This is a genomic window from Thermomonas sp. HDW16 (assembly GCF_011302915.1).
Classification (GTDB): Bacteria; Pseudomonadota; Gammaproteobacteria; order Xanthomonadales; family Xanthomonadaceae; genus Thermomonas.
In genome coordinates, this window is the sequence record NZ_CP049872.1 from 378,589 (window position 1) to 405,198 (window position 26,610).

The window sequence follows — 26,610 nt, forward strand, 5'->3', positions numbered from 1 at the left end:
TCATGGCTCGACGTGCAGTCCGCGCAAGGCGACAGTCAGCGCTTCGTGAAGCAATTCCAGGTCCATTTTCGGATGCCGCGCCTGGCGCATCTTCAGGCCATCGAACACACTGCGCAGCACCAGCACGCGCGCCGGCAGTTGCGCTGCGGGCACGCCCAGGCCGCCTTGTTCGCGCGGGCGCGCCAGCCATGCGCCGAGCGCAACGTCGACGTGGCGATCGAGCGCATCGAACGCACTGGCGATCACCGGGTCGCGGCCGGATTCGGCGACGATCTCCAGAATCAGCGCGGGTTCCAGCATGCGCGCCGCGCCACCTTCCTTGCCGGCGCTGTCCGCATCTTCGCGGAAGCGTTCGACGATGAAACTGGCGGCATCGCGCGCGCCCGATTGGAAGACTTGCAGGTCATCGGCCATGAGTTCGATCTGCCTGGAGACGATGCCGTGGATCAATTCCGACTTGCCGGCGAAATAGCGGTAGATCAATCCCGCGCTCATCTGCGCGGTCTCGGCGATCATCGCCATGCTGGCGCCATGGAAGCCGCGTTCGGTGAAGCATTTCTGCGCCGCATCCAGGATGCGGTTGCGCTGTGCCTTGGTACGGGCTTCTCGCCGGCTTTCGGTCGTGGACGGGCTCATGGCGTGGCCGTGGCGACAGTGCCATCGGCCTGCCAACCCCCGCCCATCGCGGTGTACAGCGTCACCCGGTTGGTTTGTTCGGCCAGCCGCGCCGCCACCAGTCCCTGCTGCGCGGCATAACGGGTGCGCTGTGCGTCCAGCAAGGTGAGGTAACTGTCGTAGCCGGCGTCGTAGCGGGCCTTGGACAACTGCTCCGCGCGTTCGGCTGCGGCCAGCAGACGTTCGGCTGCCGCACGCTGGTCGGCGAGGGTGCCACTGAGGCTGATCGCGTCGGCCACTTCACGGAAGCCGGCCTGGATCGCTTTCTCGTAATTGGCCAGGGCGATGTCGCGATTGGCGGTGGCCACGCTCAGGTTCGCGCGCAAGGCGCCGCCCTGGAAGATCGGCAGGTTCACCTGTGGGACAAAGCGCCAGGCGCGGCTGCCGGCATCGAACAGACCACTGAATTCATTGCTGGCGGTGCCGGCGCTTGCGGTCAGGCTGATCGAGGGGAAGAACGCCGCGCGCGCCGCGCCGATGTTGGCATTGGCGGACAGCAGGCCGTGCTCGGCGGCGAGGATGTCGGGACGCTGCAGCAAGATGTCGGAGGGCAGGCCGGCGGGTACATCGACCAGCGCCACCAGCCCGTCTTCGAATCCCTGTGGCAAATCGTCCGCGCCTACCGGTGAGCCGGCCAGCAAGTCCAGCGCGTGGCGATCCTGCTCCACTAGGCCGCTGTAGCGGGCCACGTTGCTGCGCGCGGTTTCCACCTGGGTCTGCGCCTGCGCCAGCACCAGTCCATTGACTGCGCCGACTTCATGGCGGCGTTCGGTCAGCTTGAGCGAAGCCTGCTGTGCGGCCAGCGTGTCGCGCGAGATCGCCAGCAGGCTTTGATCGGCCGCCAGCGCCATCCATGCATTGCTGGTCTGAGCGATCAACGCGATCTGCGCGGCGCGGCGGTTTTCTTCCTGTGCGAAATACTGCTGCAGCGCGGCCTCGCTGAGGTTGCGCACGCGGCCGAACAGATCCAGTTCGAAACTGGCCATGCCCAGCGATGCGCTGTAGGTCTCGTTGACCGGTGCGTCGCCGCCGCTGCGCTCCAGGGTGGCGTTGGCACCGATCGCCGGCAGGCGTTCGGCACGCTGGATGCGGTATTGCTGGCGCACGCGTTCGACGTTCAGTACCGCGACGCGCAGGTCGCGGTTGTTGTCCAGCGCCTGCGCGACCACGCGTTCAAGACGCGGATCGACCAGCACCTCGCGCCAGCCGGCGTCGGCGGCGATCAGGCTGACGTCGGTCGCATTTGTGCGCGGTTGCGCCGACCAGGTCTCGCGCACCTGCGACTGGGCAGCGGGCGTCGGCGGCACCAGGGTGGCGCAGCCGGACGTGGCCAGCGCGGCCGCCAGCGCGATGGCAAGGCCATGCAACTTAGCCATGGGTGGAGTCTCCTTCGACGGCGGCGGAGTCGTCCGCTTGCGTCGGCTTCTTGCGGGTGAACAGGCGCACCACCACCAGATAGAACAGCGGGATGAAGAACACGCCCAGCGCGGTGCCGACGACCATGCCGCCGAGCACGCTGGTGCCGATCACGTTCTGCGCGCCGGAGCCGGCGCCGCTGGCGATGGCCAAGGGCAGCACGCCAAGGCCGAACGCGAGCGAGGTCATCACGATCGGGCGCAGGCGGTCGCGCACGGCCTGCATGATCGCGGGGATCAGCTTCATGCCGGCCTGCTCGTAGTTCTGCTTGGCGAACTCGATGATCAGCACTGCGTTCTTGCTGGTCAGGCCGACCGTGGTCAGCATGCCGACCTGGAAGTACACATCAAGTTCGTAGCCGCGCAGCATCGCCGCCAGCACCGCGCCCAACACGCCCAGCGGCGCGACCATCAGCACCGCGGTCGGCACGTTCCAGCTTTCATACAACGCCGCCAGCGCCAGGAACACGATCAGCAGCGACAGTGCGTACAGCAGGGTGGATTGGTTGCCGGCCTGGCGCTCCTGGTAGGACATCGCCGTCCACGCGGCGCTGTAGCCGGGCGGCAGTTCCGAGACCAGCCGTTCGATTTCGTCCATCGCATCGCCCGAGCTCACGCCTTCGGCGCCCTGGCCCTGGATTTCCATCGCGGCCACGCCGTTGTAGCGCTCCAGACGCGGTGAACCGTATTCCCAATGCCAGCTGGCGAACGAGGACACCGGCACCATCTGTCCATTGGAGCCACGCACCGACCAGCGTTCGAAATCCTCCGGCGTCATCCGGTACGGCGCATCGGCCTGCATGTACACGCGCTTGACTCGGCCACGGTCGATGAAATCGTCGACATAGGCGCCACCCCAGGCCACCGCGAGGGTGTTGTTGATCGCCGAGACCGGCACGCCCAAGGTCTGCGCCTTGACCGGATCCACCACCACCCGCAGCTGCGGGGTGTCGTCCTGCCCGTTCGGGCGCACATTGGCCAGCAGCGGGCTCTTGGCCGCCGCACCGAGCAACTGGTTGCGCGCGGCCACCAGCGCTTCATGGCCCTGGTTGGTGTTGTCTTGCAGGAAGAAGGTGAAGCCAGAGGAGATGCCCAGTTCCGGCATCGCTGGCGGGGCGAAGGCGAACACCATCGCGTCCTTGATCTGCGACAACGCGCCCATCGCGCGGCCGGTCATGGCAGCGACCTGCGATTCCGGCGTGGTGCGCTCATCCCAATCCTTCAGCTTGACGAAGGCCATGCCCGAGTTCTGGCCGGCACCGGCGAAGCTGAAGCCCTGCACCGAAAACACCGACTCGATCAGGTCGGACTCCTTCTCCATGAAGTAGTCCTCCAGCTTGTAGATCGACTGCAAGGTGCGTTCCTGGGTGGCACCGACCGGCGCCTGCACCATCGACATCAGCACGCCCTGGTCTTCATCCGGCAGGAACGAGCTGGGCAGGCGCATGAACAGCAGGCCCATCACCACCGCCAGCACGCCGTAGATCAGCATGAAGCGCTTTGGCCGCGCCAGCATGCCGCCCACGCCGCGCTGGTAGCGCGCGCTGCCGGCATCGAACTTGCGGTTGAACCAATCGAAGAACTTGCCGATCGGTCCGCCCATGTGCGCATGCGCCTCGCCCTTGTGCATCGGCTTGAGCATGGTCGCGCACAGCGCCGGGGTGAGCACCAGCGCGATCAGCACCGACAGACCCATGGCGATCACGATCGTGCCGGTGAACTGCTTGTAGATGATGCCGGTGGCGCCGCTCATGAAGCCCATCGGCACGAACACCGCGGCCAGCACCACGCCGATGCCGACCAGCGCGCCGGTGATCTGGTCCATCGATTTCTTGGTGGCCTCCTTCGGCGACAGGCCTTCCTCGGCCATCACGCGTTCGACGTTTTCCACCACCACGATGGCGTCGTCGACCAGCAGGCCGATCGCCAGCACCATCGCGAACATGGTCAGCATGTTGATGGAGAAGCCCATCACGCCCAGCATCGCCACCGTGCCCAGCAGCACCACCGGCACCGCGATGGTCGGGATGATGGTGGCGCGGATGTTCTGCAGGAACAGGAACATCACCAGGAACACCAGCACCACCGCCTCCACCAGCGTGTGCAACACGCTTTCGATCGACACCCGCACGAACGGCGTGGTGTCGAACGGCACCTTCACTTCAAGGCCGGCGGGGAAATTCGGCTTGAGCTTCTCCATCAATGCCGCCACCGCGTCGGCGGTATCCAGCGCGTTGGCACCGGTGGCCAGCGAGACCGCCACGCCGGAAGCCGGCTTGCGGTTGAAGCGACTGACCGCGTCGTAGCTCTGCGGGCCGATCTCCACCCGCGCCACGTCGCCCAGGGTCAGCTTGGAGCCGTCGGGATTGGCGCGCAGCACGATGGCGCGGAACTGTTCCGGCGTCTGCAGGCGATCCTGCGCGCTGATGGTGGCGTTCAACTGCTGGCCGGGCACCGCCGGCGCACCGCCCAACTGGCCCAGCGCGACCTGCGCGTTCTGCGCCTGCAGCGCGCCAGTGACGTCGCTGATCGCCAGGCTGTAGGTATCCAGCTTGTCCGGATCCAGCCAGATGCGCATGGCGTACTGCGCACCGAACACCTGCACCGAACCCACGCCCGGCACGCGGCTAAGCGGATCCACGATGTTGGCGCTGACGTAGTCCGAGATGTCGTTGCGATCCATGCTGCCGTCTTCGGAAACGAAGGCCAGCACCTGCAGGAAGCCGCTCGACCCCTTGTTGACGCGCACGCCCTGGCGCTGCACTTCCTGCGGCAGCAGCGGCATCGCCGATTGCAGCTTGTTCTGCACCTGCACCTGGGCCACGTCCGGATCGGTGCCGGTTTCGAAGGTCAGGGTGATCGAGGTAGCGCCGCTGCTGGAGCTGTTGGAGGACATGTAGATCAGGCCGTCCAGGCCGGTCATCTGTTGTTCGATGATCTGGGTCACCGAGTCCTCGACCACCTTGGCCGAAGCGCCGGGATACACCGCGCCGACCGAGATCGCCGGCGGCGCCACGGTGGGGTAGCGCTCGATCGGCAGTTTGGTGATCGACAGTGCGCCTGCCAGCATCAGCAGGATCGCGACCACCCAGGCGAAGATCGGGCGATCGATGAAGAAACGTGCCATGTGCCGCTCTCCTTATGCGCCGCTGGCAGCGGGCTTGGCGGCGGTGGATGCAGCGGGCTTGGCCTCGCTGCCGCGTTCGGTGGCCTGCACTTCGGCGCCCGGCTTGATCTTCTGCAGGCCTTCGACGATGACCTTGTCGCCGGCCTTGAGGCCGTCGTCGACCAGCCACTTGTCGCCGATGCTGCGGCTGACCTTGACCGCGCGCTGTTCCACTTTGCCGTCGGCACCGACCACCATCGCGCTGGCGTTGCCGCGCGGATCACGGGTGATGCCCTGCTGCGGGGCGAGGATCGCGTTGCGACGTTCGCCGTTGGCGACCTTGGCGCGCACGAACATGCCCGGCAGCAGCATCTGGTCCGGATTCGGCACGATCACCCGCAGCGCCACCGCACCGGTGCCGGGATCGACCATGGCTTCGGCGAAGCTCAACCGGCCCTGCTGCGGATAGACGCTGCCGTCCTCCAGCACGATGTCCACCGGCACCGCCTCGGTGCCTTGCAGGTTGCCGGCGGCGATTTCGCGGCGCAGCTGCAGCAGTTCGGTGCTGGACTGGCTGATCTCGACGTACATCGGATCCATGCTCTGGATCACCGCCAGCGGGGTGGCCTGGCTAGCCGTGACCAGCGCACCGCGGGTCACGCTGGAACGACCGATGCGGCCACTGATCGGCGCGGTGACGCGGGTGAAGCCCAGCGGCACATTGGCGCCCTGCAAGCCGGCCTGGGCCGAACGCAGGTCTGCCTGCGCTTGGCGCAACGCCGCCTGCGCGTTGTCGTTGTCCTGGCGGCTGACGGCGTCGATCTTGACCAGCTCGGCGGAGCGCTTGGCATTGAGCTGCGCGGTGACCAAGGTTGCCTGCGTGCGTGCCACGGCGGCTTGCGCGCTGTTGGCGTCGGCGCGGTAAGACGTCTGGTCCAGTTGGTACAGCGGCTGCCCGGCACGCACGCTGCCGCCCTCGGTGAACAACAGGCGTTCGACGATGCCGCCGACCTGCGGCCGCACTTCCGCTTCCTGCGAGGCTTCGGCGCGGCCGGCCAGTTCGCGGGTCAGGGTGACGGATTCGGGTTTCAGGGTGACCACGGTGACCGGGGTCGCGCCTGCCTGTCCCGGAGGAGGGGCATCGCCGCCACAGGCGGCCAGGGCGAGCGTGGAAGCGATCAGGACGGCCGGCAAGACGGCGCGCGAACGTAGGCTGGGCATGGGAAAACTCGGCGTCTAGGACGAAATTGAAGGGGTCGACGGACGATATGCCAACCCGGTTGGAGCGCAAAGAGTGAACGATCATTCTTTTTTTGTCAACGCCCACGGCCAAAACGAATCCGCCGGCCTGAAGACCTGCGATCAGTGGTCGGGAGTCGGCACCGACTAGCGGTCGTACTGCGGCTGCGCTGCAAGGAAAGCGCGCAACGATGCCGGTTTGATCGGTTTGGTGAGTACCCGGTAACCGCGTCCACGTGCGGCGAGTTTCAGCGCATCGCTGCCGTCGCCGGTCAGCAAGGCGCCGGGTAATGCCTTGCCAGCGGCCGCGCGCAGTGCATCGAGCGCCTCCAGGCCATCCATGCGGTCGTGCAGGTGGTAATCGACAAGCAGTACTTGCGGCGCTGAGGACATCGCAGCCAATGCTTCGTCCACGGTCGCCGCGAGGGATGCGCGCACGCCCCAGCGGGCGAGCAAGGCCTGCATGCCGGCGAGGATCTCGCGATCGTTGTCCAGGCACAGCACGTGCAGGCCATGCAGGCTGTCGTCCCGTGCGGATTGCGATTCGCGTTCCCGCGGAGCGGCCAATACGGCGTTGGCCAGCGGCACGCGGATCGCGAACACGCTGCCGCGGCCGACCTGCGACTGCACCGACAGCGGGTGTGCCAGCACGTGCGAAATGCGTTGGCAGATCGACAAGCCCAACCCCAGTCCGCGTTCGCCGCGATCGCCCGGCTGGTCGTAGCGATGGAACTCCTCGAAGATCTGCTGCAAGTGCGCGGGTGGGATGCCGGGGCCGGTATCCCACACTTCCAGCGCGATGCCATCGCCGCGCCTGCGCGCCGCCAACAGCACGCCACCGGTTTGCGTGTAGCGCAGCGCATTGCCGATGAAGTTCTGCAGGGCGCGGCGCAGCAGGCGGCGATCGCTGCGGATCGGCATGGGTCTTGGCGCATGCACGCGCAGGGCGAGACCGCGTTGCGCGGCGGTGGGCGCGTACTGCGCGGCGAGATCGCGCAGCAAATCCGCTGCATCGAAGTCGACCACGTGCGGTTGCAGCACACCGGCGTCGAGGCGCGAAACATCCAGCAGCCCATCCAGCAATTCCTCGGCCGCGCGCAGCGAGGCATCCACGCGCGTGGCAAGCCGTGCTTGTTCGGCCGAGTTGTCGCTCTCGCGCAGTGCAGACGCGAACAGTCGCGCGGCGTTCAACGGCTGCAGCACATCGTGGCTGATCGCGGCCAGGAACCGCGTCTTGCTCTGCTGCGCGGCCTCGGCTTCGCGCGTGCGTTGCTCGACGCGCTATTCAAGGGTCTCATTGACTTCGCGCAGTTCGCTTTCAACGCGCTTGTAGTCGGTGATGTCGCTGTAGCTGGTGACGTAGCCACCACCCGGCAACGCACGGCCGAGCAATTCGATCACCTGGCCGTTGGCGCGCACGCGTTCGAACACATGCGGCGTGCCGGCGCGCAGATGTTCCAGCCGGCGTTCGACCTGCGCCTCGATTTCGCCCGCGCCCATTTCACCCCGCTCGGCATTCCAGCGCAGCAGGTCGGCGACCGGGCGACCGACGTAGAGCATCCCGTCGGGATAATCGAACAGCTCCTGGTAGCGGCGGTTCCACGCCACCAGCCGCATCTGGGCATCGACCACGCTGACGCCCTGGCTGATGTTTTCCAGCGTGCTCGACAGCACTTCGCGATTGAAGCGCAGCTCCTGGCTGGCTTCGTCGAGCAGCGAGACCACCTCGCCCAGCTCCATGCCGGAACCACGCAGCGCCGAGGTCAGTGTCAATCGGGCAGACGCCGCGCCGATCGCCGAGGCCAGCAGGCGTTCGGTGAATTGCAGCAAGGCGCGATCCGCTGGCGCATCGGCCGCGAACGTGCGTTCGCTCTGTCGTGCGTATTCGGCGAAGGCGCGCTGTGCATGGCGTTCGCCGAGGATGCGTTCGGCCAGCGCCAGCAGCTCGCCGGCGCGCACGTTCCACGCACCACCACCGGGCACCAACGGTTGTCGCTGCGAGTAGGGGTCGAGGAAGGGGGCTGCCAGCAACTGATCCTGCAGGCGCGGGCGATAGCGCATCGACATGAACACGAAGGTGCCGATGTTGATCAGCAGCGACCAGAACACGCCATGGGTCAGCGTGTCCCAGCCTTGCATGCCGAACAGCTGGTGCGGACGCAGTACGCCGATGCCGAACGGGCCGCTCTCGACCCAATCGGCACCCAACCAACCACCGCGCGACAACTCCGGCAACAGCAGGGTATAGGCCCACAGCAACGCACCCGCAAGCAGGCCGGCGAACGCGCCGGCACGACTGGCGCCACGCCAGTACAGGCCGCCGATCAGGGCGGGCGCGAATTGGGCGACCGCGGCGAACGCGAGCAGGCCATGCCGCGCCAAGCTGTCGCTGCCGACCGCCCCGCGGTGGTAGGCATAGGCCAGCATCGCGATGGCGGCAATGGTCGCGCGGCGCACCCACAACACCGGGCGGTCGATCGCTTCGTCGTGGCGCAGCACGCCGCTGCGCAACAGCAGCGGCATGACGATGTCGTTGCTGACCATGGTCGACAGCGCCACGCTGGACACGATCACCATGCCGGTCGCGGCGGAAAAACCGCCGATATAGGCGAACAGCGCCAGCGATTCGCGATCCAGCGCCAGCGGCAGTGCAAGCACATAGGTGTCCGGGGAGACGCCACTGGCAGCCAGCTGGTCGGTGCCGGCCAGGGTGATCGGCAGCACGAACAGCGAGACCAGCACCAGGTAGCCGCCGAACAACCAGCGCGCCGGTCGCAGGTCGCCGGCGTCCTGGCACTCGACCACGCCGACGTGGAACTGGCGTGGCAGGCAGAGGATCGCGGTGAAGGCGATCAAGGTTTGCGCCACGAAACTGCCGGGCAGGCCTTGTGCGCCAACGGTGGTCGCGGCCTGCAGCACGCGGTCGACGGTATCGCCCGTACCCGGCAGGTGCAGCATGGCGAACAGGCCGATGGCGATGAAGGCCAGCAGCTTGACCAGCGATTCCAGCGCCACCGCCAGCACCATGCCGCGATGGTGTTCGGTGGCGTCGATCTGGCGCGTGCCGAACAGGATCGCGAACAACGCGAGCAGCACGGCAACGTACAGGGCGGGATCGCCCAGCGTGCCATCGGTACGGCCGGGCGCCAGCACATCCACGCTCATCGCTACCGCCTTGAACTGCAGCGCGATGTAGGGCACGGCCGCGATCACCGCAACCGCTGCCACCAACGCGGCCAGCCCGGGTGCGCGCCCGTAGCGCGAGGACAGGAAGTCGGCAATCGAGACGATGCGCTGTTCGCCGGAGATCAGCACCAGCCGCTCCAGCATCCGCCAGCCGAACAGCATCACCAGCAGCGGGCCCAGGTAGATCGGCAGGAAGGCCAGGCCATCGCGCGCCGCGGTGCCGACCGCGCCGTAGAACGTCCACGACGAGCAATACACCGCCAAGGCCAATGCATAGACCAGCGGGCGCAGTTTCGAACCCACCGGCGCGCGCTGGTCGCCCGCGTACGCCACCGCGAACAGCAGGCAGACATAGCCGGCAGAGACCAACAGCAACACCCAGCCCGGGATCACGGCATCAGCACTCCGCTTGCGCGATGGCTGAGTGTCGCGGTCGCGCGCGCAAAAAGAAACCCGCCTTTCGGCGGGTTCCTGTGTGCATCCGACAATGCGGAAGGCTTACTTGATCTTGCCTTCCTTGTACGGAACATGCTTGCGCACGACGGGGTCGTACTTGCTGACCTCCATCTTGTTCGGCGTGTTCTTCTTGTTCTTGTCAGTGGTGTAGAAGTGGCCGGTGCCGGCCGAGGAGATCAGACGAATCTTGTCGCGCTTGCTTGCCATGGTGTGATCTCCTTAGACCTTCTCGCCCTGCTTGCGCAGGTCGGCCAGGACGGCGTCGATGCCGTTCTTATCGATGGTACGCAGGGCCGCGGCGGAAACGCGGAGCTTGACCCAACGGTTCTCGGAAGCGACCCAGAAACGGCGCTCGTGGAGGTTGGGCATGAAGCGGCGACGGGTCTTGCGATTGGAATGCGAGACGTTGTTGCCGGAGATCGTACGCTTGCCGGTAACTTGGCAGACTTTGGACACTGTGCACCTCGATGGTGTTTGGTTGTCGCCCGTAGCCCGGGAGACGGCGGCCCCGCCACGCTCCCCGGAGGGTTTGCGGCACACGAAACGGGAGGTTGTGACGCTGCCAATGGCGGGCCGGATTCGTGTTCCGGGCCCGCCCGGAACCAGCCAGAAGGCGGTGCCGGACGCAGCGAGCCGCGCATTATGCGGATAAATGCCTTTGCAGGCAAGTACTTGGCGGGTTCTTGCCTTGCCGAGGCCGGCGGGAATTCGCTACGCGGCTCTAAATGCCGTTACGCGAACACCCGCCGCCCTCGACAAATGGGGTTTCAAGGCGCCTTGGACTTTACCCCGGCGATATACGCCCGGATCTGCGATTCCAGTACCGGCAGCGGCACCGAGCCTTGCGACAGCACGGCATCGTGGAAGGCGCGCACGTCGAACTTCGGCCCCAGCGCGGCTTCCGCCTCGTGGCGCAGGCGCATGATGGTGATCTCACCCAGCTTGTAGCTCAGGGCTTGCCCGGGCCAGCTGATGTAACGGTCGACCTCGGTGGTGACCTCGTGCTCGGACAGGGCGGTGTTGTCGCGCAGGTAGGCCAGCGCCTGGTCGCGGGTCCAGCCCTTGGCGTGGACGCCGGTGTCGATCACCAGCCGGCAGGCGCGCCACATCGCGTAAGTCAGGCGGCCGAAATCCTCGTATGGGGTTTCGTAGATGCCCATTTCCTTGCCCAGCCATTCCGAATACAGGCCCCAGCCCTCGCCATAGGCGCTGATGTAGTCCTTGCGGAAATCCGGCACGTCGCCCTGTTCGCGCACCAGCGAGCCTTGCAACGAGTGGCCGGGCGAGGATTCGTGCAGGGTCAGGGCCGGCAAGTTGTACAGCGGGCGGCTCGGCAGGTTGTAGGTGTTCAGCCAATAGGTGCTGGCGCCGCCGCGGCCGGCGGTCCAGAACGGGGCGATATCCGGCGGCACCGGCACGATGGCGAAGCGGCCGCGCGGCAGGGTGCCGATGAGCTTGCCGACCTCACCATCCACGCGCTTGGAAATCCACGCAGCGCGGTTGAGCAGTTCCTGCGGCGTCTTCGCGTAGAACTGCGGATCGCTGCGCAGGAAAGCGAGGAAATCCGCGAAGCGCGTTTGCGGTGAATTCCCCTTGAAGCCGACCTTGTCGATGATGGCGTCCATCTCCGCACGGATCGACGCGACTTCCTGCAGGCCGATGGCGTGGATCTCGTTGGGCGAAAGATCCAGCGTGGTGTATTTGCGGATCTGCTCGCGATACCAGGCTTCGCCGTCCGGCATCGCCTCGGCGGCGAGTGTGGTGCGCGCCTTCGGCATGTACTCGCTGCGGAAGAACACCAGCAGCTTGGCGAAGGCAGGCACCACCGCATCGCGGATCGCCGCGCGGCCTTCGGCGCGCAATATTTCCTGTTCGGCAGCCGGGATGGTGGCCGGCATCTTGCGATACGGGTCGTAGAAGTTGGAGGCATCGATGTCCTTCAACTCGGCGACCATCGCAATCGATACGTCGCGTCCGTCCAGTACGGCGCGAGGCACTGAGAATCCACGTGCCAGGCCGGCGCGCATGTTCGCCGTCTGCTGGTCGAAATAACGCGGCACGTCGCGCAGGCGCGCGGCATAGGCGCGATATGCCTGTGCATCGCGCAGGTCGGCACGCGCCATGAAACCGAGGTCCGACCAGAACGAACTGTCCGCGTTGAACGGCATCTCGTAGTCGTGGAAGCGGATTTCCGCCGCCATGTGCTCGATCTGCGGGCGATACACGGCGTAGTTGACCTTGTTCGCGGCGGACAACTTGCCGGCATCGACGCCGTCGAGTTTCTTCAGCACGCCATCCAGATACGCGAGCCGTTTTGTTTGCGCCTCGGCACCGACATCGGCCAGCGTGGTCGCCGGCTTGCGTGCGCTGTTGTCGCTGTCTTCGTCGTAGCCAGACGCCTGTTGCATGCGCCAATTCCACTCCGCCTTGTAGATGGCTTCGAAGGCCTTGTCGGCCGCGTTCGGGGCGGCTGGTGCCGCGGCCTGCGCGGCGATCGGCAGCAGCAGGCAGCAGGCGAGGACGAAGGATTTCACGTGGCGGCATCCGGCATGAAAGTCGCCGGATCGTAGCATCGCGCTATCGATTCAATGGTCGTTGCGGTCGCGATGCCAGCCGCGATGCTTGATGTCCAGGTACAGGCTGTAGCAGGCGGTGAAGCTGGGGAACAGGTTCTGCAGGATGCCGACCGCGTCGTTCTTGCCGAAGATGAAGTAGCTCAGCGTCATCAGGCTGCCGATGATGCTCATGTACCAGAACGCGCGCGGGATCACTGGTTTGCCGTAGCGCTTGCTGGCGATGAACTGCACCAGCCAGCGGCCGCCGAACATCAGCGCGCCGACCAGGCCGATCAGCTTCCATGGGCTCATGTGGATGCCGGTCCATACCAGCCACGGAATGGGCGTGTCCATGAAGCCCACTGCGGGGTCGATCATCACTTCGGCAATTCCTCCACGGCGGTGCGGCGGCTGCGCAGGATCAGCCACGACACTCCGCGCAGGTCCTTGATGCCGACCAGTGCGCGATTGAGGTTGTTGTACTTGGACACGCCGGCGGTGCGGTGGCGATGGTTGACCGGCACGCTGACCGTCTTCCAGCCGGCGCGCTGCATCAGCGCGGGCAGGTAGCGGTGCATGTGGTCGAAGTAGGGCAGGTCGAGGAAGGCCTCGCGCTCGAACAGCTTGATGCCGCAGCCGGTATCCGGAGTGTCGTCGCGCAGCATGCGTGCGCGGATCGCGTTGGCCCATTTGCTGGCCCAGCGCTTGCTACCGGAATCCTGGCGGTTGACCCGCCAGCCGGCGAACAGCTTGGTCTGCTTGTCGCCCGCATCGCGTTGCGTGAGCAGCTTGGGGATGTCGGCAGGATCGTTCTGGCCGTCGCCGTCCAGCGTGGCGATCCACGGTGCGCGTGCGGCCTTGACGCCGTTGCGCACGGCGGTGCTTTGGCCCGCATTGCTGAGGTGGCGGATCACCCGCAGCTCGGGCGTGGTCTTCTGCAATTCGCGCAGGCGTTCGAGGGTGCTGTCCTTCGAGGTGTCATCGACATAGACGATCTCGAAGTCGCCGCCATTCAACAACGGGTTCCCGCGCAATGCGGCGACGATCTCGCCGACCAGCGGCGCGACGTTGTCTTCCTCGTTGTGTACCGGCACCACGACCGAGAGTTGCGGTGTTGCGCTCATGGGCGATTCGACCTCAGGACTTGTTGCGCAGGCGTTCCAGTACGCCATCGAGGACTTCGAAGTCGGCGTAGTGGATCACCAATTTGCCTTTCTTGCCGCGGCCTTGCACCACGTCGACGCGGCTGCCCAGGGTTTCAGACAGTTCGCGCTCCAGCGCGGCGATATCGGCCTGCGGCTTGTTCTTCGGCGGCGCCTTCTTCGGCGCGCTATGCACTTTGCCTGCGGACAGCTGCTGCACGCGATGCTCGACCTGGCGTACCGACCAGCCTTCCTCGGCGGCTTGCTTGGCCAGCGAGATCGCCATCGGCGCGGCCAGCGGCAGCAGCGCGCGCGCATGGCCCATCTCGATCGCGCCGGTCTGCACCAGGGTGCGGATCTCCGCCGGCAGTTCCAGCAATCGCAGCAGGTTGCTGACCGCGGCGCGCGAACGGCCCACCGCTTCCGCGGCGGCCGCGTGGGTCAGGTCGAATTCGTCGATCAATCGCTGCAGCGCCTGCGCTTCTTCCAGCGGGTTGAGGTCTTCGCGCTGGATGTTCTCGATCAGCGCCATCGCCACCACGGTGCGGTCGTCGACCACGCGGATGACGACCGGGATTTCGCTGAGCCCCGCGCGCTGTGAGGCGCGCCAACGGCGCTCACCGGCGATGATTTCGTAGGTGCGGCCACCCTTGCCATCGGCGCCGATGTGCTCGCGCACCACGATCGGCTGGATCACGCCTTGCGCGCGGATCGAGGAGGCCAGTTCCTCCAGCCGCGCGTCGTCCATCGAGCGCCGTGGCTGGTACTTGCCCGGCACCATCGCGTCGATCGGCAGGCTGCGCAGCTGGTCGCCGGGCATCGCCTGCAGCGCCGGCGCTTCCGCGGCGGCCTTGGGGCCGAGCAGTGCTTCCAGCCCGCGTCCCAGTCCGCGTTTCTTGGCCGCGCCCTTCGCAGCGTCCTTGCCCGCGGTCATCATGCGGCCGTCTCCTTCTTGGCGATGTTGCGTTCACGCTGGCGGCGCAGCAGCTCGCCGGCCAGGCCCAGGTAGGCCACGCCGCCACGGCTGGCCTTGTCGTAGCCGATGATGCTTTGGCCGTGGCTGGGTGCTTCGGCCAGGCGCACGTTGCGCGGGATGATGGTACGGAACACCAGCTCGCCGAAATGGTTGGTGAGCTCGGCGGAGACCGCGTTGGCCAAGTTGTTGCGCACGTCGAACATGGTGCGCAGCACGCCTTCGATCTCGAGCTGCGGATTGAGCCGGCCTTTCAGCGCCTCGATGGTGTCGAGCAGCGCGCTCAGGCCTTCCAGCGCGTAGTACTCGCACTGCATCGGCACCAGCACCGAGTCCGCCGCGTTCAATGCATTCAGGGTCAGCAGCGACAGCGACGGCGGGCAGTCGACGATGACGAAGTCGTAATCGCCGCGCACCGGTTCCAGCGCCTGCTTGAGCTTCTGCTCGCGGCCGGCCACGTCCATCAGCTGGATCTCGGCGGCGGTCAGGTCGATGTTGCCGGGCAACAGGTCGTAGCCGTCTTCGCTCCGCACGATGGCTTCGCGCGTCTGCGCTTCGCCCAGCATCACGTCGGTGATCGACGATTCGAGCTCGCGCTTGTCGATGCCGCTGCCCATGGTCGCGTTGCCCTGCGGATCCAGGTCGATCAGCAGCACGCGCTTGGGCGCGCGCGCCAGCGCGGCGGCCAGGTTGACCGCGGTCGTGGTCTTGCCGACCCCGCCTTTCTGGTTGGCGATGGCGATGATGCGGGCCATGCGGCGTGCGTTCCTAGGATGTGCGCGCCAGGCAAACGGCACGCGGCCGTCGATTATGCCTCAGCCCGGCGTCCGCACGATTTCGACCAGGTGGCGCTCCGCCTCCAGCCCCGGCACACGCAGCGGATGCACGGCCGCCAGCCGCCAGTCGGCGGGCAGCGCGGCAATCTCGTCTTCCGGCAGCACGCCCTTCATCGCCAGCAGGCGGCCATCCGGCTTCAGAAGGTGGCCGCCGAGCTCCAGGATCAGCGGCAGGGTGGCCAGCGCGCGCGCGGTGATGGCATCGAATTGTCCCGGCGCAGCGAAGGCCTCGATCCGCGATTCGGCCACGTGGACGTTGCCCAGCTTGAGTTGGCGCACCGCCTCGCGCAGGAAGCGCGCCTTCTTGCCGTTGCTTTCGACCAGGGTCACCTGCAGCTGCGGTCGGGCGATGGCGAGCGGGATGCCGGGCAGGCCGGGGCCGGTGCCGAGGTCGGCCAGGCTGTCGATGCCGTCCAGTTGCGCGTGCATCGCCAGCGAATCCAGCAAGTGCTTGACCAGCATCTCGCGCGGGTCGCGGATGGCGGTCAGGTTGTAGGTCGCATTCCAGCGCGCCAGCAGGGCGAGGTAGGCCAGCAGCGGTTCGGCCAGCGCGACCTCCAGCCCCAGCTGGCGCAGGCCGGATTCGAGTTCGGGGTGGAGGGCGTCATCCATGCGCGCATTGTAGGAGCCGCATGCGGCGCGTGGCGCGCCGGATCAGTCGGTCGCCGCCAACACGGCGATGTAGTCTGGCTCCGGTGCGATCAGGTGCAAGCGCCAATCTTCGATGCGGCCCAGCGCGGGATCGCAGCGGAGCATGCGCAAGCCGTCGCCTGCGGTATCGAAGACGAGTTTTTCCAGGCCGAAGGCGATGCCGCGGCCATCCGCCTTCAGCACCGCTTCCTTGGCGCACCACATGCGCAGGAATGCGAACTGTCGAGCATCGCCATCCAGTGCTTCGAGCACGGCGACTTCTTCCGTGGCGAAAAAGCGCCGCGCGATCCGCAGCGGATTGGCGTGGCGGGTACGAGATTCGGCATCGATGCCAAGTCGCCCGGACGCGGCGTAGGCGATGAGCAATCGGCCATGACTGTGCGACCAGCTGATGTCGCCTTGCGCGAGCCGCGGCCGGCCGCGCGCGTCGCGATGCAGGCCGTCGGCAGCGGTGTCGCCGGCGACGTCGCGCAGCCACCCTGTAGCGATGTCCTGCGCACGCGCATGCGCCGGCATGGCGTGCCAGCGGCATTGCAGCGCGCCAATCGCGAAGTCCAGAGGGGTGGCCGTCATCACTTCAGCTGAACATGGCTGAATACGTGCCGCAAGTGCGCGCAGACACTGCCGTCACATCCCGCATCGCACAGTGCATCCGACCCCCACCATTCGACGCTTCGGCGTCACGATAACTGAAGGAGTTCGGCATGGATCCTGTTGGCTTGATCGTATGGTTGATCATCGGCGGCATCATCGGTTGGCTCGCCAGCCTGGTGATGAAGACCGATGCGCAGCAGGGCATCCTGCTCAATGTCGTGGTCGGCATCATCGGTTCCTTCCTGGGCGGCTGGCTGATCGCCCCGCTGATCGGTGGCAGCGGCATCATGGGGTATGTGTCCGCCTTTATCGGCGCCATCATCCTGCTCGCCATCGTCAACCTGTTCCGTCGCGGCCGCGTGCGCTGAGCCGCGTGATCTGATCACATGGATGTGCAGGAGGCCCGGTTCGCCGGGCCTTCGTTTTTCTAGGCGTCGGCGATCTCGACGAATACCGGTGTGTGGTCGCTGGGGCGTTCCCAGCCGCGCGGTTCGCGGTCGATGCCGGCAGCGGTGCAGCGCGCCTTCAAGGCGTCGCTGACCAGCACCAGGTCGATGCGCAGGCCCCACCCGCGTTCGAAGCCGGACAGGCGGTAGTCCCACCAGCTGTGGTGGCCGGCCTCCTCGTTGAACAGGCGGAAGCTGTCGTGCAGGCCGAGATCGAGCAGTGAACGGTAGGCCTCGCGTTCCGGCGTGGAGCACAGGATCTTCTCGCGCCAGCGCTTGGGATCGAACACGTCGCGGTCATCGGGGGCGATGTTGAAATCGCCGAGCACGACCAGGTTCGGATGCGCGGCGGCTTCCTCGCGCAGCCATTCGCGCACGGCAGCCAGCCAGCGCAACTTGTAGTCGAATTTCTCGCTGCCGACGGCTTCGCCATTGACCACGTACAGGTCGACGATGCGGATGCCCCCAACCGTTGCGGCGATCACGCGCTTCTGCGGATCATCGAAGCCGGGAATCGCGGTGACGGCCTGGCCGGTGAACGGCAATCGGCTGATGATCGCCACGCCGTTGTAGGTCTTCTGCCCGCTGAACACGCTGCGATAGCCGAGCTCCAGCAACGCGTCCTCGGGGAACTTGTGGTCTTCCTGCTTGGTTTCCTGCAACGCAACCACGTCCGGTTTGGCTTCATCCAGCCAGCGTTGCAGGTGCGGCAGGCGCACGTTGAGAGAATTGACGTTCCAGCTGGCGATTTTCATGCGCCGATCTTAGGCGCGATGCGCGTTCAACGCACGATCAGGTCGATCAGCCACTGCGCCTTCTTGTACGGCGGCTTCAGCAGGTCGGCACCGGTGCGGCGCGCCTGCCACAGGATCGGCAACTGCTTGCTCATCGCATCGAAACCGGCGCGGCCGTGGTACGCACCCATGCCGCTGGGGCCGATGCCGCCGAAGGGCAGGCCGCTCACCGCGAAATGGAACAGGGTGTCGTTGACCGAGATGCCGCCTGCCAGCGTGCTGCGCAGGATTTTCTCGACCGCGGCCTTGTCGTGGCTGAAGGGATACAGCGCCAGCGGCCGGTCGTGCGCGTTGACGTAGTCGATGGCCGCATCCAGCGATTGCACGCTACGGATCGGGAATACCGGCCCGAAAATTTCTTCCTGCATGACCTTGGCATCGTCGCCCGGGTCGATCACCAGGGTCGGCGGAAACAGGCGTTGCTGCGGATCGGCATTGCCCAGCGCGATGACCTCCAGCCCGCGCGCGCGCGCATCGTCCACGTAGCCTTGCAGGCGCGCGTACTGGACGTCGTTGATGACGCGGGTGTAGTCGTCGGCGTTGGCGAAATCGCCATAGCGGGCCTGCACCTGCTCGCGTAGCGCACGGACCAGTGCATCGCGTTTGTTCGCGGGTACCAGTACGTAGTCGGGGGCGATGCAGGTCTGGCCGCCGTTGAACCACTTGCCGGTGGCCAGCCGCGCGGCGGCCTGTTCGATCGGGTAGTCGTCGCAGACGATGGCCGGCGACTTGCCGCCCAGTTCCAGCGTCACAGGCGTCAAGTTGGGCGCGGCCGCGGCCATCACCTTGCGGCCCACCGCGGTGGAGCCGGTGAACACGATGTGGTCGAGCGGCAACGACGCGAATGCGCCGGCGACATCCGCCCCGCCTTCGGCCACCGCAACGCGGTCGGCGGGGAAGACTTCGGCCAGTAGGCTGCGCAGGAAGGCGCTGGTGCGCGGCGTGTGTTCCGACGGCTTCAGGTACACGTGGTTGCCGGCGGCGATTGCCGTTGCCAGCGGGATCAGCGCCAGGTTGACCGGGTAGTTCCACGGCGAGATCACCCCGACCACGCCGACCGGTTCCGCCCGGGTTTCCGCGCGTGCCGGCAGGAAGCGCCAGCCCACACCGACCCGGCGCGGTTTCATCCAGCCGCGCAGGTGCTTGCGCAGGTGGTCGATCTCGTTGAGCACGGTCATGCCGTCGGCGATGCGCGATTCGTGCGAAGACCGATGCCCGAAGTCGGCGGAAATCGCCGCGATCATTTCGTCCATCCGCCGCTTCAGCGCATCGCGCAGGCGTTGCAGGTCGTCGTGGCGTTGCGCGTAGCCGGGCTTGCGCGCCTGCCAGGCACTGCGCAAGCGCTGCAGGGTAGGGGCGAGGTCGGCGATGGGCGTTTCGACGGTGGTGTTCATGCGCCGAGTATAGGCACCGCCGTCTAGAGCCGCCGGACTAGAATGGTGGCATGGACATAAGACCCTACAACGGCATCCTGCCGACGCTTGGCCAACGCGCCTACATCGACCCCGCCGCCAGCGTAATCGGCGACGTGGTGCTGGGCGACGACGTATCGGTGTGGCCGCTCACGGTGATCCGCGGCGACGTGAATTTCATCCGCATCGGCGACCGCACCAATATCCAGGACGGCACCGTCATCCATGTCAGCCACGACGGCCCGCACGCGAAGCTGGGCGGCTTCGCCACCTGCATCGGCGCTGACGTGACCATCGGCCACAAGGCGATCATCCACGCTTGCACCATCGAGGATGCGGTGTTGATCGGCATGGGTGCGATCGTGCTGGACGGCGCGGTGGTGAAGAAACACGGCTTCGTCGGTGCCGGCGCGTTGGTCGCGCCGGGCAAGGTGGTCGGCGAAGGCGAGCTGTGGCTGGGCAATCCGGCGAAGAAGGTGCGGATGCTCAGCGATGCGGAGATCGAAGCGCTGTACTACAGCGCCGGCCATTACGTGCGACTGAAGGATCGGTATCTGGCCGATGCCGTGCCGGGCGGTTAATCCGCCGTCACCAATGACGCATTGCGGCCGCTGAGCTCATTGAACACGGCATCGGTTTCCGGCCGCACGCCATGCCATAGCGCGAAGCTTTCCGCTGCCTGTTCCACCAGCATGCCAAGTCCGTCCACGGCATTGTGACAGCCATTGGCGCGTGCCCAGGCCAGGAACGGAATCGCTACTTCGCCGTAACTCAGGTCGACGGCGGCGGTGCGGCGCCCGACCAGCGAGCGCGGCAACGCCGGCAGCTCGCCGCCACGTACGGCCGAAGTCGCGTTGATGATCAGGTCGAATTCGCCCAGCGCGGCCACGTCGCCAAGGTAGCGCGCATGCACCCGCCCGGGTTCGCCCATGGCATCGACCAGCGCATCGGCGCGCTCGGTGGTGCGGTTGACCACGAACAGCTGGTCGATGCCGGCATCCAGCAGGGCGGGCGCTACGCCACGCGCGGCACCGCCGGCACCTAGCAACAAGGTGCGGCGGGCGCGCAAATCCAAGCCATGGCGGTCGGTGAGATCGCGGATCAGGCCGGTGCCATCGGTGTTGTCGCCGTGCCAATTGCCGCCGTCGCGGATCAGGGTGTTCACCGCGCCAGCGCGGTGCGCGCGTTCGCTGGTGGTGGCACACAGCACGAAGGCGGCTTCCTTCAGCGGCAGGGTAACGTTGCCGCCGTTGCCGCCGCGTGCGGCGAAGGCCGCCAGCGCAGCCGCGAAATCATCGAGGCTCGCTTCAATCGCGACATAGTCGAGATCGACGCCGATCTGTTTCGCGAACGCCGCATGGATGCGCGGTGACAGCGAGTGGGCGATGGGGGAACCGAACACGGCGTAATGCTTGCCCATCGCGATCTCCTAACTTGGGTGCAATCAGTGTGCCTCGCGCAGCCAGCGTGCCGCATCCAGCGCGAAATAGGTGAGCACGCCATCGGCACCGGCGCGCTTGATGCTGGTCAGCGCTTCCAGCACGCAGCCGCGTTCGTCCAGCCAGCCGTTCTGCGCGGCAGCCTTGAGCATCGCGTACTCGCCACTGACCTGGTAGACGAAGGTCGGCACGCCGAACTCGTCCTTCACCCGCCGCACGATGTCCAGGTACGGCATGCCCGGCTTGACCATCACCATGTCCGCGCCTTCGTCCAGATCCAGCGCGACCTCGCGCAGGGCTTCGTCGGAATTGGCCGGATCCATTTGATAGGTGTACTTGTTGCCCTTGCCGAGCGCGCCGGCCGAACCCACCGCGTCGCGGAACGGGCCGTAGAACGCGCTGGCGTACTTGGCGCTGTAGGCCAGGATGCGGGTGTGGATGAAGCCTTCGCTTTCCAGTTCGCCACGGATCGCGCCGATGCGTCCGTCCATCATGTCCGAAGGCGCGACCACGTCGGCACCGGCGCGTGCGTGCGAGAGCGCCTGTTTCACCAGCGCCTCCACGGTCTCGTCGTTCATCACGTAGCCGCTGTCGTCGACCAGACCGTCCTGGCCGTGGCTGGTGTACGGATCCAGCGCGACGTCGGTGATCACCCCGAGTTCGGGGAAGCGCGCCTTCAGCGCACGCACCGCGCGTTGGCACAGGCCGTCATCGTCCCAAGCCGCTTCGGCGGTGAGCGATTTTGCATCCGGCGCGGTGACCGGGAACAGCGCCAGCGCCGGTACCTGCAATTCGCTGGCCTGCTCGGCCACCCGCAGCAATTCGTCGATCGACAGGCGCTCGATGCCGGGCATCGAGGCGATGGCTTCGCGTCCCTGCAGTTCATGGACGAACACCGGATAGATGAAGTCGTTGGCGGTCAGTACGGCCTCGCGCATCAGCCGGCGCGAGAAGTCGTCGCGGCGCATGCGGCGCGGGCGGGAGTAGGGGTAAGTCATGTGCGCAAGTTTACGCCTGCGGTTCGGGGCAGGCATCGCGCAGGCGCAGGCGCAGTGTTTCGTCTTCGCAACGGTGTGCCTCAGGCGATCCCGCCGAACATCCCCAACCGCGCCACCGCCACCACGATCACGATGCCGTTGAGCACCAGACCGGCCTTGGCGCGGCCGCGCTTCTCGCGCGAAGTCAGGACGATGCCGATGGCCGCGATGATCGCGCCGATGGCCGCGAACGGGATCAGCAGCCAGTTGGTGATGCCAACGATCGGGATCAGGGCGAACACCATCCAGATCATGGCGACGATGCCCCACAGCACGCTGATCAAGCCCATCGTTCGGTACTCCGTTTCGGATATCGCCACTATGCCGCCAGATCGCGGCGGCGCAACAGTTCAGGCGTGGCTGCCGTCGATTTCCACCGCCAGTTCGCGCCGGCAGACGTGGCCATGCAGGACGATGCGGGGGACATCGGTCGGCAGGCGCGCGTCCAGCAGGGCGGCGACATGTGGCAGGGAACCCGCATCGCGCACATAGACCTTGAGGCGCGACGCCGTACCGAAGTGCGCGGCCAGCCCCGGCCGCTGCGCGCGCGCGGTGACGACCAGGCTGTCCAGGTTGGCCAGCACTTCGTCCAGCTGCGAGGCCAGCGAATCGCCGTGTTGCGAGGCGTGGCCGACGATCGCCGCCGTCCCCGACAGCAGCAGCGGCATCGTGGTTTGCGCCGGCAACAGGGCGCGGGCGAAGCCGGGTGCCTGCGGGCCATACTGGCGCGGGTAACGCCAGGCCTGCAGCTGGCGCGGATTTTCCAGCGGCTGGCCGGGCGTGCGCGCGGCCAGCCAATACAGCTGGAAGCGGCCGCTGCGGTGCGGCAGGCCGATGGCGGTGGCGGCCGGCAATTCGCCTGCCGCCAGTGCGCGCCCGATCCCGCGCGCGCGGCCCACGCAGAAGCGGCGATAGCGTTCGTCGTCGCCATCGCCCTCGGTGATCGCATCCATGTAGTTCCAGATGCGCAGCGGATGCGGGTAGCCACTATTTGCCAGCCATGTCTGCAGCCGCGCATACGCGTCGGCGGCAGCGGTTTCGATGTCGTCGTCGTCCGCCACGTCGAGTGCGCCGAATTGCAGCGTGCCGTCGCCACTGAAGGCGATGCCGTTTTCGCGACCACTGCGGATGCCACCATCCACGAACCAGCATTCGAACGGAGCATCGCCCAGCGTCGGCAAGGCGACATGCAGGTAGCGCGGGTCGACATGCGTGGCGGGTGCCGCGTCGCCGAAACCGAACACGGCCAGCAGCCGCGGATCTGCAAGCAGCGCGTCCAGCGGCTCGCGCCGGTAGTCCACGCGCAAGGCGGCCGTGGCAGGGTGCGGGGCGGTGTCGTTCAAGGCATGCATCGGGGCGCGGATGATAGCGCGCGGCCTGCGCGTGGCCGCGTCAATGCGGCAGCGGTTGCGCGGGCGCGGCGGCGAACTCGCCCGAGGGATCGTCGATCACCGGCGGGTTCTGCAGCACGCGCTTGTGCACCGCCCACAGCCCGCCGCGGCGCACGCACTGGGCGACGATATGGCTGGTGATCCGCCACAGGTCGCGCAGCGGGCGGAAGTGGCTGGGGCGGAAGTCCGGCGCGCCGTGGATCTGGTTGTAGCGGGCCTCGATCGGCACCGATACGCAGCGCGTGCCCAGCTCCTGCGCAGCCGACATCACGATCTGCGCCTCGAACACGAAGTCCTCGCCGGGGATGCCGCTGCAGCCCAGTCGACACACCTGCGCCGGATACAGGCGCTGTCCACTCTGGCTGTCGGCGACCTGGTAGCCAGTGCCCCAGGCGATGCCCCAGTCGCCGAATTCGTTGGCCAGCCGGCGGTAGGTGGGCTGGTTGGCGCGCTTGCGCAGGCGCGCGCCGATCACGATCCAGCCAGGGAAACGGTTGGCGGCAGCGAGCAGGCGCGGGATGTCCTCACCGCTGTGCTGGCCGTCGCCGTCCATCGCGATCACCGCGTCGAAACCCTGCCGTAGCGCTTCGGCAAATCCGTCGCGCAGGCCGGCGCCCTTGCCCATGCGGTTGGCGTGGCGGAGTACGGTGATCGGCAGGTCGGCCACCGCCTCGGCGGTGCCGTCGTCGGAACCGTCGTCGACCAGGATCACGTTCGGGCAGTGCCGCAATGCGCCCTCGGCCACCTCGCGGATACGCAGGGCCTCGTTCAGCGCGGGAATGACCACCGCGATACGATCAGGGGTCAGGGTGGGGGATGCGTTGGCGTTTTCCATCCACTCCAGTATGCCAGCCATGCCCTTCGTCACGGGCGACGGTGAGGTGGCTCGCGGTAGCATCGAAGGAATTGCCCCGGGGCGAATTGGCGACGAGGAACGGGATGAATGCGAAGTATTGGTTGTTGGGAGTGCTGGCCGTGAGCGGCATGGGTGATGCAACGGCGCAGGTCACGGCTGCCGATTACCAACGCGCGACGAAGATGCTGGGCGACCGCACCGCGCCGTTGGTCGACGATACGGTGCGCGCCACCACCTGGCTGGACGACGGCAGCCTGGTCTACGGCAAGACGGACGGCGGCAACACCGCCTGGCTGCGCTTGAACCCGGCCACCGGCACGCCGGCGCCCGCGTTCGATGCCAAGGCGCTGGCCATGGCCAGCGACAAGGCCAACCCGAAAGGCAAGCCGGCCGATGCCGACAAGCTGATGGTCACCGGCTTCAAACACGATGGCGCTGCGCTGCGCATCGATCTGCGCGGCAGCGCCTATCGCTGCGATGCCGCCGGTTGTGCGGCCATCGCCAAGGCCAAGAGCGGCGACGAGCCCGGCGCTGCATCGCCAGACGGCAGCCGCGAAGCCTTCATCCGCGGCTGGAATCTGTGGCTGCGCGATGTCGCCAGCGGCAAGGAAACCCAGCTGACCTTCGACGGCAAGCCGGATTACGGTTACGCCACCGACAACGCCGGCTGGAAGCACACCGACAACGCCATTCTGGTGTGGTCGCCGGATGGCCAGAAAATCGCCACCTTCCAGCAGGACCAGCGCAAGACCAGCACCATGACCCTGGTCGGGACCAACGTGGGTGCCCCGAAGGTTCAGCAGTGGAAGTACCCGTTCGTCGGCGACAAGGACGTGACGATGATCGAGCGGGTGATCATCGACCTGAGCGGCGACAAGGCGAAGACCATCCGCCTGCAGATGCCGGCCGACCAACACCGCTCCACCTGCAGCGACGACATCGTCTGCGACGACGGCTGGGAAGACGTGCAGTGGGCGAAGGACGGCAGGACCCTGGCCTTCATCAGCACCGACCGCGGCCACAAATCCGCCAAGTTGCGCGTGGCTGATGCCGCTACCGGCACCGTGCATGATGTCTACGAAGAAGTGGTGAAGACGCAGTACCAGAGCGCGCCTGCGCTGGGCGGGGTCAACTGGCGCTATCTGCCGGAAAGCAACGAATTCCTCTGGTTCAGCCAGAAGTCCGACTGGGGCCATCTGTACCTGCACGACCTGGCCACCGGCAAGCTGAAGCGACAGCTCACCAGCGGCGACTGGAATGTCACCCGCATCGGTCATCTCGACCTGGCCAGCCGCACGCTGTGGTTCGATGGCGTGGGCCGCGAAGCTGGCCGTGACCCGTACTTCGTCCACTACTACAAGGTGGGCTTGGACGGCGGCGGTGTGCAGTTGCTGACGCCGGAAGACGCCAACCACGCCGTTGTGCCTTCGGATGACGGCAAGTACTTCGTCGATACCTATTCGACCATCGCCACCGCGCCGGTCGCGGTGCTGCGTGACGCCGACGGCAAGCAGGTGCATGAACTCGCACGCGCCGACCTCACGCGCCTCAAGGCTACCGGCTGGGTGGCGCCGGAGTCGTTCACGGTGAAGGCGCGCGACGGCAAGACCGACCTGTACGGCCAGCTGTTCAAGCCGTCTAATTTCGATGCCAGCAAGAAGTACCCGATCATCACTTATATCTATCCGGGCCCGCAGGTGGGTTCGGTGCGCTCGCGCAGCTTCATGCCGGCGCATGGCGATCACCAGGCGCTGGCCGAACTCGGCTTCGTCGTGATTGCCGTGGATGGCATGGGCACCCCGCTGCGCAGCAAGTCCTTCCAGGATGCGTGGTACGGCAACATGGCGGACAACACCCTGCCGGACCAGGTGGCCGCGTTGAAGCAACTTGCGGCGAAATATCCGTGGATCGACGCCACCCGCGCCGGCATGTGGGGCCATTCCGGCGGCGGCAACGCCACCGCAGCGGCGATGTTCCGCTACCCGGACGTGTACAAGGTCGGCATCGCCGAATCCGGCAACCACGACAACCTCACCTACGAAGACGATTGGGCCGAGCGCTATCACGGCTTGCTCGAGGACAAAGGCGATGGCAAGACCAATTACACCGGCCAAGACAATGCCTCCGTCGCCAAGAACCTGAAGGGCAAGCTGTTCCTGTTGCACGGGCTGATGGACGACAACGTGCCGCCGCAATCGACCCTGCAGGTAGTCGACGCGCTGATGAAGGCGAACAAGGATTTCGACTTGTTGCTGCTGCCGCACGCGCGGCACGGCTTTGGTGCAGACAGCTACTACGTGATGCGCCGGCGCTGGGATTACTTCGTCAAGAACCTGCTGGGCGTGGAGCCGCCGGCACAGTTCGAACTGAAGCCGGCGATGTAAGGCCGGCTTGCGACACACGCACG

At 66.5% G+C, this 26,610-nt stretch carries 23 protein-coding genes and 1 pseudogene; 3 read left to right on the top strand and 21 right to left on the bottom strand.

What is annotated here, in order from left to right; genetic code table 11:
* The 14 genes and pseudogenes from G7079_RS01640 to G7079_RS01705 all read right to left on the bottom strand — a co-directional run bounded on the left by G7079_RS01640 (position 1) and on the right by G7079_RS01705 (position 16,807).
* Complete coding sequence (locus G7079_RS01640; RefSeq protein ID WP_166054933.1) at positions 1-636, bottom strand: TetR/AcrR family transcriptional regulator; 636 nt, start codon at positions 634-636, stop codon at positions 1-3.
* On the bottom strand, positions 633-2,051 hold the full coding sequence (locus tag G7079_RS01645; RefSeq protein ID WP_166054935.1) for an efflux transporter outer membrane subunit: 1,419 nt from the start codon (positions 2,049-2,051) through the stop codon (positions 633-635). The genes G7079_RS01640 and G7079_RS01645 overlap by 4 nt, the downstream gene beginning before the upstream one ends.
* A complete protein-coding gene (locus G7079_RS01650) occupies positions 2,044-5,217 on the bottom strand; it encodes an efflux RND transporter permease subunit (RefSeq protein WP_166054937.1) in 3,174 nt (1,057 codons plus the stop codon). The genes G7079_RS01645 and G7079_RS01650 overlap by 8 nt, the downstream gene beginning before the upstream one ends.
* Before the next feature lie 12 nt (positions 5,218-5,229).
* Positions 5,230-6,417 carry an efflux RND transporter periplasmic adaptor subunit gene (locus G7079_RS01655; RefSeq protein WP_166054939.1) on the bottom strand — a complete coding sequence of 396 codons (1,188 nt, stop codon included), beginning with the start codon at positions 6,415-6,417 and terminating at the stop codon, positions 5,230-5,232.
* Between the two features lie 165 nt (positions 6,418-6,582).
* A pseudogene (locus G7079_RS01660) lies at positions 6,583-10,014 on the bottom strand (PAS domain-containing hybrid sensor histidine kinase/response regulator).
* Between the two features lie 105 nt (positions 10,015-10,119).
* Positions 10,120-10,284, bottom strand: coding sequence for a 50S ribosomal protein L33 (rpmG, locus tag G7079_RS01665; protein ID WP_166054941.1), 165 nt, complete (start codon positions 10,282-10,284; stop codon positions 10,120-10,122).
* Between the two features lie 12 nt (positions 10,285-10,296).
* Positions 10,297-10,533, bottom strand: a complete 237-nt coding sequence (rpmB, locus tag G7079_RS01670; protein ID WP_166054943.1) for a 50S ribosomal protein L28 — start codon at positions 10,531-10,533, stop codon at positions 10,297-10,299.
* 311 nt (positions 10,534-10,844) lie between these two features.
* Positions 10,845-12,650, bottom strand: coding sequence for a DUF885 family protein (locus G7079_RS01675; protein ID WP_166054945.1), 1,806 nt, complete (start codon positions 12,648-12,650; stop codon positions 10,845-10,847).
* A gap of 12 nt (positions 12,651-12,662) precedes the next feature.
* The gene (locus G7079_RS01680; protein ID WP_166054947.1) at positions 12,663-13,010 is read right to left on the bottom strand and encodes a lipid-A-disaccharide synthase N-terminal domain-containing protein; all 348 of its coding nucleotides are present in this window, start codon (positions 13,008-13,010) and stop codon (positions 12,663-12,665) included.
* Entirely contained in the window at positions 13,010-13,756 is a 747-nt protein-coding gene (locus G7079_RS01685; RefSeq protein ID WP_166054949.1) for a glycosyltransferase family 2 protein, read from the bottom strand. Before G7079_RS01685 ends, G7079_RS01680 begins: the two co-directional genes overlap by 1 nt.
* Positions 13,757-13,769: 13 nt before the next feature.
* Complete coding sequence (locus tag G7079_RS01690; RefSeq protein ID WP_166057799.1) at positions 13,770-14,708, bottom strand: ParB/RepB/Spo0J family partition protein; 939 nt, start codon at positions 14,706-14,708, stop codon at positions 13,770-13,772.
* Positions 14,708-15,502: an AAA family ATPase gene (locus G7079_RS01695; protein ID WP_166054951.1), complete on the bottom strand. Its 795-nt coding sequence runs from the start codon at positions 15,500-15,502 to the stop codon at positions 14,708-14,710. The genes G7079_RS01690 and G7079_RS01695 overlap by 1 nt, the downstream gene beginning before the upstream one ends.
* Before the next feature lie 60 nt (positions 15,503-15,562).
* On the bottom strand, positions 15,563-16,195 hold the full coding sequence (gene rsmG, locus G7079_RS01700) for a 16S rRNA (guanine(527)-N(7))-methyltransferase RsmG (protein WP_166054953.1): 633 nt from the start codon (positions 16,193-16,195) through the stop codon (positions 15,563-15,565).
* A 42-nt stretch (positions 16,196-16,237) separates the two neighbouring features.
* Positions 16,238-16,807 (bottom strand): 4'-phosphopantetheinyl transferase superfamily protein, encoded by a 570-nt coding sequence (locus tag G7079_RS01705; RefSeq protein WP_166054955.1) that lies wholly within the window; start codon positions 16,805-16,807, stop codon positions 16,238-16,240.
* A gap of 131 nt (positions 16,808-16,938) precedes the next feature.
* Here G7079_RS01705 and G7079_RS01710 point away from each other — a divergent pair, with 131 nt between their 5' ends.
* The gene (locus tag G7079_RS01710) at positions 16,939-17,196 is read left to right on the top strand and encodes a GlsB/YeaQ/YmgE family stress response membrane protein (RefSeq protein ID WP_166054958.1); all 258 of its coding nucleotides are present in this window, start codon (positions 16,939-16,941) and stop codon (positions 17,194-17,196) included.
* Between the two features lie 59 nt (positions 17,197-17,255).
* Here G7079_RS01710 and xth read toward each other — a convergent pair whose 3' ends face one another.
* Together xth and G7079_RS01720 are read right to left on the bottom strand one after the other, a co-directional pair.
* The gene (gene xth / locus G7079_RS01715) at positions 17,256-18,029 is read right to left on the bottom strand and encodes an exodeoxyribonuclease III (protein WP_166054960.1); all 774 of its coding nucleotides are present in this window, start codon (positions 18,027-18,029) and stop codon (positions 17,256-17,258) included.
* Between the two features lie 26 nt (positions 18,030-18,055).
* A complete protein-coding gene (locus tag G7079_RS01720; protein ID WP_166054962.1) occupies positions 18,056-19,462 on the bottom strand; it encodes a coniferyl aldehyde dehydrogenase in 1,407 nt (468 codons plus the stop codon).
* Positions 19,463-19,512: 50 nt separating this feature from the next.
* On the opposite strand from G7079_RS01720, the gene G7079_RS01725 reads away from it, so the two are divergent.
* Positions 19,513-20,061 carry a gamma carbonic anhydrase family protein gene (locus G7079_RS01725; RefSeq protein WP_166054964.1) on the top strand — a complete coding sequence of 183 codons (549 nt, stop codon included), beginning with the start codon at positions 19,513-19,515 and terminating at the stop codon, positions 20,059-20,061.
* Here the strand turns inward: G7079_RS01725 and aroE are convergent.
* From aroE to G7079_RS01750, 5 genes are all read right to left on the bottom strand, one after another.
* Complete coding sequence (aroE, locus tag G7079_RS01730) at positions 20,058-20,900, bottom strand: shikimate dehydrogenase (protein ID WP_166054966.1); 843 nt, start codon at positions 20,898-20,900, stop codon at positions 20,058-20,060. The two genes, G7079_RS01725 and aroE, sit on opposite strands and share 4 nt — an antisense overlap.
* A gap of 24 nt (positions 20,901-20,924) precedes the next feature.
* Positions 20,925-21,917 (bottom strand): porphobilinogen synthase, encoded by a 993-nt coding sequence (hemB, locus tag G7079_RS01735; protein ID WP_166054968.1) that lies wholly within the window; start codon positions 21,915-21,917, stop codon positions 20,925-20,927.
* An 80-nt stretch (positions 21,918-21,997) separates the two neighbouring features.
* Positions 21,998-22,246, bottom strand: coding sequence for a hypothetical protein (locus tag G7079_RS01740; protein WP_166054970.1), 249 nt, complete (start codon positions 22,244-22,246; stop codon positions 21,998-22,000).
* Between the two features lie 60 nt (positions 22,247-22,306).
* A complete protein-coding gene (locus tag G7079_RS01745) occupies positions 22,307-23,299 on the bottom strand; it encodes a pteridine-dependent deoxygenase (RefSeq protein WP_240906215.1) in 993 nt (330 codons plus the stop codon).
* A gap of 49 nt (positions 23,300-23,348) precedes the next feature.
* Positions 23,349-24,203, bottom strand: coding sequence for a glycosyltransferase family 2 protein (locus tag G7079_RS01750; protein WP_240906216.1), 855 nt, complete (start codon positions 24,201-24,203; stop codon positions 23,349-23,351).
* A gap of 83 nt (positions 24,204-24,286) precedes the next feature.
* Here G7079_RS01750 and G7079_RS01755 point away from each other — a divergent pair, with 83 nt between their 5' ends.
* Entirely contained in the window at positions 24,287-26,587 is a 2,301-nt protein-coding gene (locus tag G7079_RS01755; RefSeq protein ID WP_166054974.1) for a S9 family peptidase, read from the top strand.
* Positions 26,588-26,610 lie beyond the last annotated feature (23 nt).